The following is a 16,545-nucleotide window of genomic DNA, read 5'->3' as shown; positions in this document are numbered from 1 at the left end:
GTCGGCGGCGAAGAGGACGGCGTCGAAGCCGAAATCAACGAGAAGCTCTACACCGCCGAAGGCGACTTCCTCAAGACGATCGACGCGCTGGGCTCCGGCGACCGCGGCCGGTACCTGCTCGCGGCGACGTTCGGCAACGTCCACGGCGTGTACAAGCCGGGCAACGTGAAGCTGCGCCCGGACGTGCTCAAGGGCGGCCAGGAAGCGGCCGCCAAGAAGCTCGGCCTGGACGCCGGGTCGAAGCCGTTCGAGCTGGTCTTCCACGGCGGCTCGGGCTCGCTGCCGGAGGAGATCCGCGAGGCGGTGTCCTACGGCGTGGTGAAGATGAACGTCGACACCGACACGCAGTACGCCTTCACCCGCCCGATCGTCGACCACTTCTTCAAGAACTACGACGGCGTCCTGAAGATCGACGGCGAGGTCGGCAACAAGAAGGTCTACGACCCCCGCTCGTACCTCAAGGCCGCCGAGGGCGGGATGGCCGCCCGGATCGTCGAGGCGTGCGAAGCCCTCGGTTCGTCCGGCACCCGCCTGAAGTAGCCGGGTTCACGCTGCACGGAGAATCCGGGTGATCTCGTCCGGGTCCTCCGTGGCGCGCAGGACGTCGAGGTGGGTGGGGTGGACGAGCAGCGCGGTGATCCGGCAAAGGATTTCGACGTGCTCGGCGGCCGACGCGGCGATCGCGATACAGAGTGAAACCTCTTCACCTTCCCAGGGAATGGGAGTAGCGAACCGCGTGAATGACAGCGCCGGGTTCACCAGCAGGTAGTCGTGAACGTGCAGAGCGTGCGGAACCGCGATTCCGTGCCCGAGGTACGTCGACGCCCGGCGTTCGCGCGCGTGCAGCGAGTCACGGTATCCCGTGTGGACGGACCCGGACTCTTCAAGCGACTTCCCTATGTGCGCCAACGCTTCCCAGCGGCTCCCGGCGCGGACGCCGAGGTCCACCGAGCACACGGAGAAGGGCAGCGCTTTTTCGTTCGGCATGAGTTCGTTCTTTCGGGAATCCGGAACAGACGGTCAGGGTCACGTCGTCGTGCGCACACACCGTACGTCACGGGAAGAAGATCCGGCGGCGAGCCGGGCGCGCGTCACACCATTCCCGGCTCCTGGGAATTTCCTTCGAATTGAATCTTTTGGCCGTTGTCAAGCGATTCCGCCGTTTTCCACGGAAAACCGGGTCCGGAACCGCCCGGCCGGGCACGAACCGCTCCCGCGCCGAGCCCGGTGCCGCGCGCGCCGGGCGGATGAGCCAGGCTGGAGGCGCCGGCACGGCCCCTCGTCCCGGCGTCCGCGCGGAGACGGGAGAGACGTGGCTCTTCGGAGTGGCTTGCGGGGATCGGCCCGGCCGGGACTGGCCGGCCGGGACTGGGAGCTGGGGGTGCTCGCCGGGCGCGCCCGGGCCGCCGCCCTCGGCGAAGGCCAAGCGGTGCTGGTGCGCGGGCCCGCCGGCATCGGCAAGACCCGGCTGCTGGCCACCGCCCTCGCCGAGCCGGCCCCGGCCGCGGCCACCGTGCTCACCGTGACCTGCGCCCAAGACGCCGTCGCCGCCTACGAAGTGGCCCGCGCGCTGTTCGCTCCACTGTGGCCGGACGGCGGCGCCGAGGAGTCCGTCCTGCTGACCGGAAGCGCCCGCCTCGCGTTGCCCGCGCTCGTGCCCGGCAGCGGGGACAGCCCGTCCGACACCTATTCGGTCATGCACGGCCTGTCCTGGCTCGTGGCCGGCCTCGCCGCCCGCGGCCCGGTCGTCCTCGCGGTCGACGACGTCCAGTGGTGCGACGAGACCTCCCTGCGCTGGCTCGGTTTCCTGCTGCGCCGCGCCGAAGACCTGCCGGTGCTGGTGCTGGCGACCCAGCGCACCGGTCCCGGTGAGCCGGGCCCGGAGGAGCTCGCCGAGCTCGGCGCCGCCGCGAACTGCCTGTCCGTCGACCTCGCGCCGCTGGCGGCCGGTGCGGTCGCCGAAATCCTGGCGACCGGGTTCGGCGCGGTCCCGGACCCGGAGTTCACCCGCCGCGCGGCCGAGGTCTCCGGCGGCAACCCGTTCCTGCTCGACCGCGTGATCGGCGCGCTGCGCGGCCACGTGCCCCCGGACGCGGCGCACGTCGGCGCGCTGGACGAGCTCGGCCGCGAAGCCGTGGCGCGCCCGCTGCTGGACCGGCTCTCCCCCGACGCGCTGGCCGTCGCGCGCGCGATCGCCGTGCTGGGCGGCGAAGACCTGGAGACGATCGCCGCGCTCGCCGGCACGCGGCCCGGGCCGGCGGGCGCCGCCGTGCGGGCGCTGCGGGAGGGCGAGCTGCTCGAGCCGGAGCGGCTGGACTACACCCACGACCTCATCCGCGCGGCCGTGCTGGCCACCGCGGACCCGGCTGAGCTGGCCCGGCTGCGAGAACGCGCGGCCACGCTGCTCAACGACGGCGGCCGCTCCAGCGAGGAGGTCGCCGTCCACCTGCTGGCGCTCGACGGGCCGCCGCGGCCGTGGATGGTCACGGTGCTGCGGGAGGCGGCCGCGGCCGCCGAGAGCCGCGGCGCCCCGGCCGCGGCCGCCCGCTACCTCGGCCGGGTGCTGCGCGCCCACGAGGACGAGGTGCCCGTGCTCGTGCACCTGGCGCGGGTGCTCGGGCAGATCGACCCGGCGACGTCGCTGCGGCACCTCGAGCGCGCCCTCGAGCTCGTCGGCGACCCGCGGCGCCGGGTGCCGATCGTGATGCAGTACGTCATGGTGTCGCTGAGCGCGCAGAACGCCCAGCGGTCCTACGCGCTGGCCACCGAGGTGGCCGACGCGCTGGAAGCGGTGATCGGGCCCGCGCCCACGGCGGCCGACCGGGCGCTGCGGATGGTCAGCCAGTCGGCGCTGCTGCTGGCCGGCCTGGACGAGAAGGCCACCGTCGTGCCGGTCGGCGCGCGGTTCCGCGACGTCGTCCCGCCGCCGGGTGACACCGCCGAGGAGCGGGACCTGCTCGGCATGCTTTCGTCGCTCGGCACGCTGCAGGGCCGTCCCGCCGCCGAGGTCGTCGCGCAGGCCGGCCAGGTGCTGCGCATCGGCGACGTCGCCCCGGGCGGCTGGGCCGTGCTGAGCGCCGTGCTCACCCTCTACCTCGCCGACCACCCCGAGCCCGCGCTCGCCGCGATCACCGGGGTGCTCGGCCACGCGCAGCGCCGCGGGGAGGCCTGGACCTACGTCCTGGGCACCACCATCCGCTCGCTGATCCACCAGTTCTCCGGCAACCTCGCCGACGCGCTGGCCGACGCGCAGTACGCGTTCGACGTGATCACCCAAGAGCGCTGGGCGCCGGGCATCGCCATGCCGCAGACCGCGCTCGGCTCGCTGCTGGTGCGCCAGGGCGACCCGGCGGGCGCGGAGGCGGCGCTCGCCGCGATCGTCCGGCCGCGGCTCGAGGACTTCACGCTCGAGTACCACTGGTACCTGGTAGCGAAGGCGCGGGCCCGGGCCGCACTGGGCGACGTCGACGGCGCGCTCGCCGGGTTGCGCACCTGCGGGGAAAGCCTGGCGGGCAACGGGATCGGCAACCCGGTGCTGGCGCCGTGGTGGTACGAGTCGGCCGAGCTGCTGGCCGGGCTCGGCCGCACCGCCGAGGGCGGGGCCGTGCTGGACTCGGTCGAGCCGGCCGTCCGCCGCTGGGGCACGAACCGGGCGCTGGGGATGCTGGAGACGGCCCGCGGGGTGCTGGCCGACGGCGACGCGGCGATCGAGCGGCTGCGGACGGCGGCCGGGCTGCTGGCCGGCTCACCGGCCAAGGTGGAGCAGGCGAAGGCCGAATACCTGCTCGGCCGCCGGCTGCTGGCCCGCGGCGACGCCGAGGGCGCGCGTGAGCGGCTGCGCCGGTCGATCGACCTTTCCGTGCTCAGCCGGGACAAGCAGCAGCTCGGGCTTTCGCTGCCGGCGCTGGCCGAAGCGGGCGGCCGGATGCGCCACGGCACGGGCTCGCCGTCGGACGCGCTGAGCGGCAGCGAACGGCGCGTCGCCCAGCGCGCGGCCGAGGGCGCGACCAACCGCGAGATCGCCGAGTCGCTGTTCATCACCCAGCGCACGGTCGAGGTCCACCTGACGAGCGCGTACCGCAAGCTCGGCATCGGCGGCCGCGCCGAACTGGCGGAAGCGTTGCGCGACCACTGAGTCACGGTTGGTCGCGGGTTGCCCGGCTGTGCCCGCGAATCCTGGTCAAGCGGGCAGAGCTCCCGGCCTCGCTCGACGGCTCACCGCCGCCGCTCCCGCGGCGGCTTAGGCTGCGGTTCAGCCCCAGGTCGACGTCGACCGGCCGGCGGAGGAGGTCGTCCCGTGCGCGAACCGCGTCTCGTCGGCCGGGAACGCGCGACGACCGCACTCGGCGACCTGGTCGCGGACCTCGCCCGCGGCCACGGCGCGACCGCGGGCATCTCGGGCGCCCCGGGCACCGGCCGGACGGCTCTGCTGGAGTGGGCCCGCCCGGCCGCCCTGGCGTCCTGCGTCCCGGACGGCGTCCCGTTCGGCGCGGTGAGCCAGCTGACGGCGGTTTTGTGGCCGCCGGCCCGTTTTGCCGAGCTGCTGAGCGAGTGCTTGGACGACCGCGAACGGGCGTCCACTGTGCTGTGTGACGCGTTCACGTCGCTGGCCGGCGAACGGCCGTTGGTTCTGGCTCTCGACGACCTGCAGTGGGCGGACGAGTGGTCCCTGCGCTGGTTCGCGGCGATGGCGGAACGGACTCACGACCGAGGGATCCTGCTGCTGGCAACGGGGTACGAGCCGTTGGCGTTCGGGCGGCGGATTCCGTTGGCGCCGTTGACCGAGGACGAGACCGCGGTGCTGGTGCGGGAGGTGCTGGGTGAGCTGCCGCCGGAGGTCGTGGCGGCGGTCCTGGACGTGGTACGGGGGCGGCCGGCGGTTCTGCGGGAGCTGGCCGCGGAGTGGGCGGCGGATGCGGGACAGGCATCGGCACCGACACCGGCACCGGCATCGGCGTCGGCACCAGCGGCGACCTCGGCATCGGCATCGGCACCAGCGGCGACCTCGGCATCGGCATTGGCCCCTGCGGCGACCTCAGCACCGGCACCGGCATCGGCACCAGCCGCGACCTCAGCATCGGCACCGACCTCGGCGTCGACCAAGCACCGCATGGCCATGCACGAAACCGCGAGTGCCGAAGCCGGCCAGACCTCCCCCGCAATCCCCCACAGCCCAGCCGCGAAGTGGGCAGCGGAAGCGAGCGAATCACCCCCGCACTGGCGCCCCGACCGGATCGCCGCGACCGGACAAGCGCTGGCCGCCGCTCGCGCAGCCCGGGTCCGCCGGGGCCTTCCCCCCGATGCCCTGGCTCTCCTCCGGGGCATGGCCGTCTCCAGGCGGCTCGGCGCCGGCGCCGCCGCGGCAATTGCCGGGCTCGCTCCCGACGCTGTGCCCGCGGCCATGCGCGCCCTCGACGCCGGTGGCCTTGTCGAGGACCCGCGGCCGGCCGATGTGCTGGCCGAGCTGACCGGCGCGGACCGCGCCGCGCTGCTGCGGCGGGCGGCCGAGCTGGCTCACCGGAGCGGGGCGGGGGCGCTCGTCGCCGCGGATCTGCTGCGGGGCGCTCCGCCCGTCGGGGAACCTTGGGCACGGTTGGTGCTCGTCGAGGCCGCCGAACAGTCCGCGGCCCAGGGCGACGCCGCCGCGGCCGCCGAGGCCCTGCGCCGCGCGCTGGCCGAGCCCGGCGGGCCCGCGGACCGGGCCGCCGTACTGCTCCGGCTGGCGTCGGCGGTGGTCCGCCGCGAACCCGGGCACGCCGACCGGCGGCTCGTCCAGGTGCTGACCGAACTGCCGCACCTGCCGGCCGCGACCACGGCCGCCGACCTGCTCCTGGCCCGCGGTGACGGCGAGACCGTGCACCGGCTGGTCACCGGCGAACCCGCCCGGGCCGCCCTCGCGTGGCTCGCCCGGGCAGACGCGGCGGGCGAACCCGAGTGGCCCGGCAGCGAAGACGACGATCCCGCCGTCGCCGGGGCCGCCGCGTTCCGGCTGGCCGTGCGCGGGGAAAACCGGGTCCGCGCGCTCGAGCTCGCCGAACACGCCCTCGTCGTGCGGGAAGACGCGCCGCTGATGCCGCGCGTCGCCGCCTGCCGGGCGCTGCTCTGCGCCGGGGCGGTCGAAGCGGCCGTCGACGGGCTCACCGTCGTCATCGCGGCCGCGCGCCGGCGGGACGCGCGGGCCGCCGCCGCCCGCGCCCTCGTGGACCGCGCCGCCGCCGCGCTGCGAGCCGACCGGCCGGAGGACGCCCTGCCCGATCTCGCCGCCGCCGACCGGGAGCTGCCCGTGCGGTGCTGGCACCCCGCCGCCGTCCCGTTCCGGCTCGCCGTCGAGCTCACCGCGCGGTTGCGGCTCGGCCGGCTCGACCAAGCCCGCGACGTCGCCGCCGAGGAGCTCCGCGGCGACGGTCACGGGGTGTCCACGGCGTTCCTGCTGCACGCCGAGGCGGAGCTCGCCCTCGCCGACGACGACCCCGAGACCGCGCTCGCCGCGGTCCTCGAATGCGGCCGCGTGCTGCGGTCGCGGGGCTGGGTCAACCCGATGGTCGCCGGGTGGCGCACGACGGCGGCCCTGGCGCTGCGCCGCCTCGGGGACACCGCCGCGGCCGTCGCCCTGGTCACCGAGGAGATCGAGCTCGCCGAGCGCTGGGGCACCGCCGCCGCGCTCGAAGCGCTGCGCGACCGGGCGGCCGCCGGCCCGCGCCGCGCCGTCCCCTCGCCGCGCCCGCCCGCCGACCCGCTGCCCGCGCCGCGGTTCCCGCAGCGGCCGGACACACTCTCCCCCGCCGAACGCGACGTCGCCGAGCTCGCGGCGCGCGGGCTCGCCAACCGCGAGATCGCCCGGGAGCTGTCGATCGCGCTGCGGACCGTCGAGCTGCGGCTGACCAAGGTCTACCGCAAGCTCGGGCTCAAGGGCCGGACCGCGCTCGCGGACCGCTGGACCACCCGGGCGCCGGGAGGCTGATCCGGTGCTGGTCGAACGCGAAAGCCAGCTGGCTCTGCTGGACGACGCCGTGCGCGAAGCCGGCGGAGTTGTTGCGGTGCAAGGGGAAACCGGCACCGGCCGCTCGGCGTTGCTGCGATGTCTGGGCCGCACGGCCGCGGACCGCGGCGCGCGCGTGCTGCGCGCCGGGGGCGCCCCCGGCGAGCGGGACCTGCCGTTCGGGGTGGTGCGCCAGCTCGTGCTGCCGCTGCTCGACGACCCGTGCGCGGCCGCGCTGCCCGCGCTCGCCGGGCGGATGGTGCGGACGCTGGCCGGTCCGGTCCCGGACGGCGTCGACGAGGTTCCCGTGCTCCACGGCCTGCACGTCCTGCTGGCTTCGCTGGCCGAGCGCGAGCCGGTGGTGGTTGTCGTGGACGACCTGCGATGGGCCGACGCGCTTTCCGTGCGCGCGCTGGGTTTCCTCGCCGGCCGGCTGCGCGGGACGCGGGTGCTGCTCGGCGTCGTGCTGCCGGACACGCCGAGGGCGCCGGTCCTGCGTGAGCTCGACCGGACCGCGCGGCGCCGGGTGCGCGCGCTGCCCCTGTCACCGACCGGTTCGCGCATTGTCACCCAGATGCGGATCGCCGGCGCCGCGGCGGAGTTCGCCGCGGCCTGCCACGACCTCACCGGCGGCCGGCCGAAGGACCTGGGCCGGCTGCTGGACCGCGCGTTCGCCGACCGCCTCACCGGCGCGGCCGCGGACTGCGCCCGGCTGCGCGAGCTCGGCGCCGCCGCGCACCGCGACCGGCTGCGGCTGCTCGTCCGGCGCGAGCCGGCGGTCGAGGCGTTCGCGCGGGCGGTGGTGGTGCTGGGCCGGCACGCGGAGCCCGCGCTCGTCGCCCACCTGGCCGGGCTGGACGACGCCGCGTGCGCCGAGGCCCGCGCCCTGCTGGGCGGGACCTGGCTGGACACCGCGGCCGACGGCCGGCTGGTGCCGGAGCCCGCGCTGGTACGGGTGGTCGAGGAGGCGTGGTCCGCGGCCGGCGCCGCCGACGCGCACCGGGCCGCGGCGGCTTTGCTGACGGCGCAAGGGTTTCCGCCCGAGGACGTGGCCGGGGCCGACTCGCCCCGCGGCACCCTCCCGTGGGCGGCGCGGCACCTGCGCCGGACGTTGCTCGACGTGCCGCCCGGGCAGCCGGGCCGGGCCCGGCTGCTGACCGAGCTGGCCGCCGCCGAGCCGGATCCGCGCGCCGCCGTGCGGCACCTGGTCCAGGCGGCGCCGCTGCTGCCCGCCGGCCGCGAGCGGGCCGAAGCGGTCGCGCGGATCCCGCTGACCGCGGCCGCGCGCGGACCGCTGGTGACCGAACTGGTCCGGACGGTCGGCGACGCGGCCGTCCCGGACGGCTCCGACCTGGCCCACCGCCTGGAAGCCCGGCGGTGGTTCACCGCCCTCGAGGACCCGGCCCGGCTCGCCGCGGCCGCGGACCGGCTGCGGGAGCTGCCGGCCCGGCCGGGCGGCGGCGGTGAACGGGAGCTGCGGGCCGTGGTGCTGCTGGCCGCCACGCTCGGCGGCCGGATCACCGCCGCCGAAGCCGCCCGGCAGGCCGCGGTCCTGCTGGACCACGAGCCCGCGCGGACGGTCCGCGCCGGGACCGCGCTGCGGATCGTCCCGCTCGTGCTGACCGCCGCGGGCCGTCCGGACGCCGTCGCGCCGTGGCTGGCGTCGGCGGGCGGGCCGCGGGCGACGGCGGCGACCCGGGTGCTCGTCGACGTCCACCGCGCGCTGGCGCTGCTTTCGCGCGGGCGGTTCACCGAGGCCGGGGAGCCGGCGGAAAGGGCGTTCCGGGCGGCCGACCCGGGCGGTTACGACGTGCTGGCGCTGCCCGCGACGACGCTGGCGCTGGTCGCGGACTCGGCGCGCAGCAGGGACTTGGCCCGGCAGGTGCTCGACGGGCTGCCCGGGGACGACGACCTCGCGGTGTTCGCGGTCCGCCGGGGGCTGCTCGGGATGCTGGCCGCCCGCGAGGACCCGGAGGCGGCGCTGGCGCAGTTCCTCGACCGCGGCCGGCTGCTGGACCGGGCGGGCTGGCGCAACCCGGCGATCTACGCGTGGCGCGGCTCGGCGGCGCTGCTGGCGCGGCGGCTCGGCCACGTGGAGCAGGCCCGGCAGCTGGCCGAGGAGCACCATCGCCACTCCGTCGCGTGGGGCGCGCCCGCGATCCTCGGCCGGTCGCTGCGGATCCTCGCGGTCCTTGCCGAGCCCCGACGCGCGGTGGAGCTGCTGCGGGAGGCCGTCGACCTGCTCGACGGCGCCCCGGACGAGCTCGAGGCGGCCAAGGCCGGCGCCGATCTGGGAGCGCGCCTGCGCACGACGCACCCCGAAGCGGCGCGCCGCCTGCTGGCCCGCGCCCAGCAACTGGCCGAAAGCTGCGGCGCGGGGCGCCTGGAAGCCCGCGAGGACGGCACGTTCCGCCCCGCGGACCGCCCCCGCCCGGCGGCCGAGCTCACGGCGGGCGAGACCACGGTGGCCCGCCTGGCCGCCGGCGGCCGCACGAACACCGAGATCGCCGACGAGCTGAGCATCAGCCGCCGCGCGGTGGAGAAGCACCTGACGAGCTTGTACCGCAAGTTGGAGATCGACGGGCGCGCTCAGCTGGGGGCGGTGCTGAGCGCTCGGCCGGCCGCGGGGTGAGCGGGGCGGTCGGCCGCTTCGAGGAACCGGCCCCCGCCCGCACGGCCCGCCCAAACGCCCCGCCGGGCCGCGGACGGAAGGAGATGGTCGCCCGCGAGCGACCGATCCTCCCGCGCAGCCCAGCCGGACGCTCGAGCACCCGCCCCGCTCAGTCCTCCGCGCCCAGTTTCTCGTCCAGCAGCGCGAACATCTCGTCGTCGCTGGCGTCGGTGAAGTCGACCTCCGTCACGTCGTCTCGGGCGGTCCACGTGCCGCGGACCCGATCCAACCCGGCCGTGATCTCCTCGCGGGCCTCCGCGTCGATCACCGTGTCGCGCAACGCCTCCTCCAGCCGGGCCAGGTCGGCGAGGATCGACTGCTCCGGCTTGTCGTCCGGGGCCAGCAACTCCGCCAGGTAACCCGCCAGCTCGCGCGGGGTCGGCTGGTCGAACGCCACCGTCGCCGGCAGGGCCAGCCCCGTCACCGCGCTCAGGCGGCGGCGGAGCTCGACCGCCGTCAGGGAGTCGAAGCCCAGCTCCGAGAACGCCTGGTCCGGGCCGACGGCGTCCTGGTCGCCGTGCTCCAGCACCACCGCCACCGCGTCCGCGACGACGGTGAGCAGCAGCTCGATCCGCTCCGTCCCGCCGAGCCCGGCGAGCCGGGACGCCAGGTCCGGGACGGCGGCCGGGGTCCGCCGGGCCGGGACGAGCGCCCGCAGCACCGGCGGCACCTCGTCCAGCGCCCGCACCGCCGGCAGGTCGAGACGCACCGGAATCACCAACGGGTCCGCGCCCGCCCGCACCGCGTCGAACGCGGCGAGACCGTCTTCGGGGGCCAGCAGCCCGACGCCGGCGCGGGCCAGCCGCCGGATCTCCGCTTCGGGCAGGGCCGCCGTCATGCCGGTCTCGGCCGTCCACGGGCCCCACGCCAGCGACACCGCGGGCAGGCCGCGGCGCTGCCGGTGGACGGCCAGCGCGTCCAGGACGGCGTTCGCGGCCGCGTAGTTCGCTTGGCCGGCCCCGCCGAACGTGCCCGCCAGCGACGAAAACAGCACGAACCCCGCGAGGTCGCGCCCGGCCGTCAGCTCGTGCAGGTGCCGGGCGCCGTCGGCCTTGGGCCGCAGCACGGTGTCGAACCGCTCCGGCGAGAGCGACCCGACCACGCCGTCGTCCAGCACCCCCGCCGCGTGCACGACGGCCGTGAGGTCGAGCTCGGCCAGCACCGCCTCGAGCGCGGCGCGGTCACCGACGTCGCACGCCTTCACCTCGGCATGCGCGCCCAGCTCCGCCAGGTCGTCGAGGAGCCCGGGCTCGGCCCGCCCGGACCGGCTGACCAGTACGAGGTGCCGGTGCCCGCCGGCCGCCAGGCGACGCGCGACCAGCGCGCCGAGGCCGCCGGTGCCCCCGGTGACGAGCACCGCGCGGTCCCGGTCCCATTCGGCGCCGGCTTCGCCCGGCGTGGCCCGCCCGACCCGAGGGGCCGACACCACACCGTCCATAATGGACAGTTCAGGCTCCCCGCACCCGAGGAAGTCCTGCACGGGCAGGGATCCGTCGGAGTCGACGAGCACGAACCGGCCCGGGTTCTCCTGCTCCGCGGAGCGCGCCAGACCCCAGACGGCGGCCGCGGCGAAGTCTTCGCCGTCGAGCGCGCCGCGGGTCCGCAGCACCAGCTTCGAGCCGGCGAACCGGGCGTCGGCCAGCCACGTCTGCACGAGCGCCAGCACATCGGCCGTGACAGTGCGCAGGTCGGCTCCCGCCGGGACGGCCACCTCGGCGAACTCCCCCACCACGGGCAGCTCGGCCAAGGCGTACCCGGAAACCCGGACGACGTCGGCGGGCGCGGGGGCGACCGGTGTCCAGTTCAGCCGGTAGAGGTGCGCGGCGCGCAGCTGCCCGGCTTCGCGGACCGTGAGTCCCTCGGCGGAGGCCACCGGAGCGCCCGACGTGTCGGCGATCTCCAGCGCGACGGTGTCCGGCCCGGCCGGCGCCAGCCGGACGCGCAGGTCCGTCGCCCCGGGCCGGTGCACCGACACCCCGCGCCAGGTGAACGGCAGCGCGGGCGGCGCGTCCGGATCGGCCACCAGCTTGCCGTGCAGCACGGCGTCGAGCAGCGCCGGGTGCAGGCCGAAACCGCCGGCGTCGTCGACGCGGACCTCGGCGAACAGCTCGTCGCCGCGCCGCCACAACGCCTTCAGGCCCTGGAACGCCGGGCCGTAGGCGAACCCGCGGTCGGCCAGGGCTTCGTAGGCGCCGGCCACCTCGACGGGGATCGCGTCCGCGGGCGGCCAGTCCCCCACCGCGAATCCCGGCGCCGCGTCCGGGGTGAGCACGCCGGTCGCGTGCCGGGTCCACGAGCCGTCGTCGCCGCACGAGTGGATCTCCACCGGGCGGTGACCGCTCGGGTCGGGTGCGCTGACGGCGACCTGCACGGTGACACCGTCGGTGAGGACCAGCGGCGCGAGCAGGGTCAGGTCGCCGACGCGCGGACAGCCCGCCTGGGCGCCGGCGTGGCGGGCCAGTTCGAGGAACGCCGTGCCGGGCACGAGGTTCGTCCCGAAGACGACGTGGTCGGTCAGCCACGGCTGCGCCGACGCGGACAGCCGGCCGGTGCTGACGAGCGTGCCGGTGCCCGCCACCTCGACGGCCGCGCCGAGCACGGGGTGCCCGGCCCCGCGCGGGGCCGCGGCCGCCCGCGCCGGCGGCCAGAACCGCCGGTGCTCGAACGGGTACGCGGGCAGATCGGCCCGCGGCCCGTCGGCGGGCCAGCCGACGTCGACGCCGGAGACGTGCAGCCGGGCCAGCGCCGTGAGGAACGTCCGGTCCTCGGCGCGGTCGCGGCGGGCGAGGGGCACCACGGCCGCGTCCGGCACGTCGACCAGGCCGGACAGCACGGCGTCCGGGCCGACCTCGACGAACCGCGTGACCCCGGCCGCGGCGAGCCGCTCGAGCGCGTCGGCGAAGCGCACGGCGTCGCGCACCTGCCGCACCCAGTACGCCGGGTCGGTCACGTCGCCCGCGGCGACCACCGGGACGCGGGGCTCGGTGAAGGTGAGGCCGGCGACGACGTCGCCGAAGCCGGCCAGCATCGGGTCCATCAGCAGCGAGTGGAACGCGTGTGAGACGCGCAGGCGCCGCTGCTTGCCGAACCTGCCCGCGACGGCCGTGACGGCGTCTTCGAGCCCGGACAGCACCACCGACGCGGGCCCGTTGACGGCCGCGAGGTCGACGCCGTCGCCCAGGAAGGGGCGCACGTCGGCTTCGGTGGCCTGGACGGCGATCATCGCACCGCCCTCGGGCAGCGCGCCCATCAGGCGGGCGCGGGCCGAGACCAGCGTGCACGCGTCGTCGAGGGTCAGCACGCCGGCGACGTGCGCCGCCGCGATCTCGCCCACCGAGTGCCCGGCGACGAAGTCCGGCCGCACCCCCCACGACTCGAGCAGCCGCGCCGCGGCGACCTCGAAGGCGAACAGCCCGGGCTGGGTGTGTTCGGTGCGGTGCACCCGGTCGTCGGCGAGCGCGGCCCGGACGTCGGGCGCGAACCGGTCGAGGACCTCGTCGAACGCCGCCGCGAACACCGGGAACCGCGCGGCCAGCTCGCGGCCCATGCCCGGCCGCTGCGCACCTTGCCCGGAGAACAGGAACGCGGTCGAGCCGACGCCGGCCACCCCTTCGACGACCTCGGCGGACGGCTCCCCGGCGGCGAACGCGGCCAGCGCGGCGGCGGGCCGCTCGGAGACGACGACGGCGCGGTGCGCGAACTTCGGCCGCCGGGCCAGCGCCCGGCCCACCGCCGCCGCGGGCAGCGTGTCCACTGTGGACGAAAGCCGGGCCGCGTGGGCGCGCAGCGCCGCGGCCGAGCGCGCGGACAGCGGCCAGACGGCGGGCCCGGCCGGCTCCTCGGCCGGCGCGGGGGTTTCGGCGGCCTGCTCGATGATCACGTGGGCGTTGGTGCCGCTGATGCCGAACGACGAGATCCCGGCCCGCCGCGGCCGCGCCGCCGAGGGCCACTCGCGGGCTTCGGCGACCACCTCGACGGCCCCCGCCGTCCAGTCCACCTGGGACGACGGCGTGCCGCTGTGCAGGCTGGCGGGGACAACGCCGTGGCGCATCGCCTGGATCATCTTGATGATGCCCGCGACCCCGGCCGCCGCCTGGGTGTGCCCGATGTTCGACTTGACCGACCCGAGCAGCAGCGGGGTTTCGCGGTCCTGGCCGTAGGTGGCCAACAGCGCCTGCGCCTCGATCGGGTCGCCCAGCGCGGTGCCGGTGCCGTGCGCCTCGACGACGTCGACGTCCGAAGCAGACAGACCGGCACCGGCGAGCGCGGTGCGGATGACCCGTTGCTGCGACGGGCCATTCGGGGCGGTGAGCCCGTTCGACGCGCCGTCGGAGTTGACCGCACTCCCCCGCACGACGGCCAGGATCCGGTGCCCGTTGCGGAGCGCGTCAGACCGCCGTTCCAGGACCAGCAGGCCGACCCCCTCGGACCAGCCGGTGCCGTCGGCGTCGTCGGAGAACGCCTTGCACCGGCCGTCCGGGGACAGCCCGCGCTGGCGGGCGAACTCGACGAACGTCGCGGGGGTCGCCATCACCGTGACCCCGCCGGCCAGCGCCAGCGAGCACTCCCCGGACTTCAGCGCCTGGCTCGCCCAGTGCAGCGCCACCAGCGACGACGAGCACGCCGTGTCGACGGTGACCGCCGGGCCTTCCAGCCCGAGGGTGTAGGCGACGCGGCCGGACGCGACGCTCGGCGCGCTGCCGTTGCCCTGCTGGCCTTCGTAGCCGCTGCCGGCGAGCAGGCCGCCGTAGTCGCTGTACATCACCCCGGCGAACACCCCGGTCGCGCTGCCGCGCAGCGTCGCCGGGTCGATGCCCGCGTGTTCCAGGGCCTCCCACGACGTCTCGAGCAGCAGGCGCTGCTGGGCGTCGGTCGCGACGGCTTCGCGCGGGCTCATGCCGAAGAACGCGGCGTCGAAGCCCGCGGCGCCGGCGAGGAACCCGCCGGCCCGCGCGTAGGTCGTGCCCGGGTGGTCCGGGTCGGGGTCGTAGAGCGCGGCCAGGTCCCAGCCGCGGTCGGCGGGGAACGGGCCGATGGCGTCGCGGCCGGCGGCGACCAGCTCCCAGAGCTCGTCGGGCGACGCCGCGCCGCCCGGGTAGCGGCAGCCCATGCCGACCACGACGACCGGGTCGTCGTCGGCGGCGCGGACCGCGCGGGCCTCGGTCGTGGGCGCGTCGCCGCCGAGCAGCTCGGCCAGCAGGAACGCGGTGAGCGCCGCGCTGTTCGGGTGGTCGAACACCAGGGTGGTGGGCAGCCGCAGCCCGGTCGCGGCCGCGAGCCGGTTGCGCAGCTCGACCCCGGTGAGCGAGTCGAAGCCCAGCGCGGAGAACGCGCGGCCGGGTTCGACGGCCGTGCGGTCGGCGTGCCCGAGCACCGCCGCGACGTGCGTGGCGACCAGGTCGGCGACGACGTCGTGGCGGCCGGCTTCCGGCAGCTCCGCCAGGCGCGCCGCCAGCTCGCCCGCGGCGGCGGCCCGGCGGGCGGTCGCGCGGACCAGGCCACGCAGCGGCGCGGCGACCTCGCCGGCAGCCGTGGCGGCCGGGCGGACCGGCACCAGGGCCGGGATCCCGGCCGGGACGGCGGCGTCGAACAGCGCGAGGCCGTCCTCGGCGGTCAGGGCCGTGATCCCGGCCCGCGCCATCCGCGCCACCTCGGCGTCGCCCAGCTCCGCGGTCATGCCGCCGACCCCCGCCCAGGGGCCCCAGGCGAGCGAGACGGCGGGCATCCCGCGGGCGGCGCGGTGCTCGGCGAGCGCGTCGAGGTAGGCGTTGGCGGCGGCGTAGTTGGCCTGTCCGGCGCCGCCGATCGTGCCGGCGACCGAGGAGAACAGCACGAACCCGGCGAGGTCCGCGGTCAGCTCGTGCAGCAGCCACGCGGCCTCGGCCTTCGGGCGCCAGACGCGGTCGAGCTGAGCGTCGGTCATCGTCTCGACGGTGCCGTCTTCGAGGACACCGGCCGCGTGCACGACGGCGGTCAGCCGGTGGCCTTCGAGGACGGCGGAGAGCGCGGCGCGATCGGTGACGTCGCACGCGGCGACGGTCACCTCGGCCCCGGCGTCGGTCAGGTCGGTGACGTCGGCCCGGCCACCACGGCTGAGCAGCAGCAGCCGTCGCATGCCGTGCGCGGTCACCAGGTGCTTCGCGAGCAGGCGGCCGAGACCACCGGTGCCGCCGGTGATGAGCACGGTGCCGTCGGGGTCCCAGCCCAGCGGGGCGGGTTCGGCGGCGGCCTTCGCGAGCCGCGGCACCTCGACGACGCCGTCGCGCACCCGGGCCTGCGGCTCCCCCGCGACCAGGTCGATGTCGGCCGGGTCGGCGCAGTCGACGAGCACGAAGCGGCCCGGGTGCTCGGACTGCGCCGCCCGGACCAGGCCCCACACGGCGGCCGCGGCGAGGTCGGAGCCGTCGGTGGCGCCGGTGGTGTGGAAGACGAGCTCGGCGTCGCGGGGTTCGGCGAGCCAGTCGCGGACCAGCTCCAGGGCCCGAGCGGGGCCGTCGGCGGTGACCACGACCCGCTCCGGCCGGTCGCCCCGGGCCGGGGTGACCGGGACCCAGCCGAGGCGGAAGAGCGCGTCCTGGGCGCGGGTGCGGGCGGCGGTCGCCGGCCGGAAGGTCACCGCGTCGACCTCCGCGACCGGGTGGTCGTCACCGTCCACGAAAGACAGTGAGACGGCGTGCTCGCCGGCCGGGGTGATCCGGACGCGCACCAGCGACGCGCCCGTGGTGTGCAAACGGATCCCGCGCCAGCTGAACGGCACGTGCGGCCGGGCGTGCCCGGCGGTGAGGGCGACGGCGTGCAGGGCGGCGTCGAGCAGCGCCGGGTGGATCCCGAAGGCCGCGGGCGGCTCGTCACCGAGGCTCAGCTCGGCGAAGACCTCGTCGCCGTGGCGCCAGGC

At 76.7% G+C, this 16,545-nt stretch carries 6 protein-coding genes (1 of these 6 cut by a window edge); 4 read left to right on the top strand and 2 right to left on the bottom strand.

The window, feature by feature from the left end; all coding sequences use genetic code 11:
• Positions 1-540, top strand: a 540-nt coding sequence (locus ACZ61C_RS31185; protein ID WP_465311417.1) for a class II fructose-bisphosphate aldolase, incomplete at its 5' end; no start/stop codon positions are given.
• A gap of 6 nt (positions 541-546) precedes the next feature.
• Here ACZ61C_RS31185 and ACZ61C_RS31180 read toward each other — a convergent pair.
• A complete protein-coding gene (locus tag ACZ61C_RS31180; RefSeq protein WP_465311416.1) occupies positions 547-987 on the bottom strand; it encodes a PTS mannitol transporter subunit IIA in 441 nt (146 codons plus the stop codon).
• Positions 988-1,312: 325 nt separating this feature from the next.
• On the opposite strand from ACZ61C_RS31180, the gene ACZ61C_RS31175 reads away from it, so the two are divergent.
• The 3 genes from ACZ61C_RS31175 to ACZ61C_RS31165 all read left to right on the top strand — a co-directional run bounded on the left by ACZ61C_RS31175 (position 1,313) and on the right by ACZ61C_RS31165 (position 9,611).
• Entirely contained in the window at positions 1,313-4,135 is a 2,823-nt protein-coding gene (locus ACZ61C_RS31175) for an ATP-binding protein (protein WP_465311415.1), read from the top strand.
• A gap of 162 nt (positions 4,136-4,297) precedes the next feature.
• On the top strand, positions 4,298-6,961 hold the full coding sequence (locus ACZ61C_RS31170; protein WP_465311414.1) for a helix-turn-helix transcriptional regulator: 2,664 nt from the start codon (positions 4,298-4,300) through the stop codon (positions 6,959-6,961).
• A 4-nt stretch (positions 6,962-6,965) separates the two neighbouring features.
• Positions 6,966-9,611: an AAA family ATPase gene (locus ACZ61C_RS31165; RefSeq protein WP_465311413.1), complete on the top strand. Its 2,646-nt coding sequence runs from the start codon at positions 6,966-6,968 to the stop codon at positions 9,609-9,611.
• Between the two features lie 148 nt (positions 9,612-9,759).
• Here the strand turns inward: ACZ61C_RS31165 and ACZ61C_RS31160 are convergent, their stop codons facing one another.
• Positions 9,760-16,545 carry the 3' end of an SDR family NAD(P)-dependent oxidoreductase gene (locus tag ACZ61C_RS31160; RefSeq protein ID WP_465311412.1) on the bottom strand. 20,469 nt of this gene lie beyond the right edge of the window, so only the last 6,786 of its 27,255 coding nucleotides appear in the window; its start codon lies off the right edge, out of view — the gene reads right to left on this strand; its stop codon occupies positions 9,760-9,762.

It is taken from the genome of Amycolatopsis sp. NPDC104587 (assembly GCF_055583645.1).
Note: the sequence above shows the minus strand (reverse complement) of the source record. Positions and strands in the feature narration are given on the sequence as shown.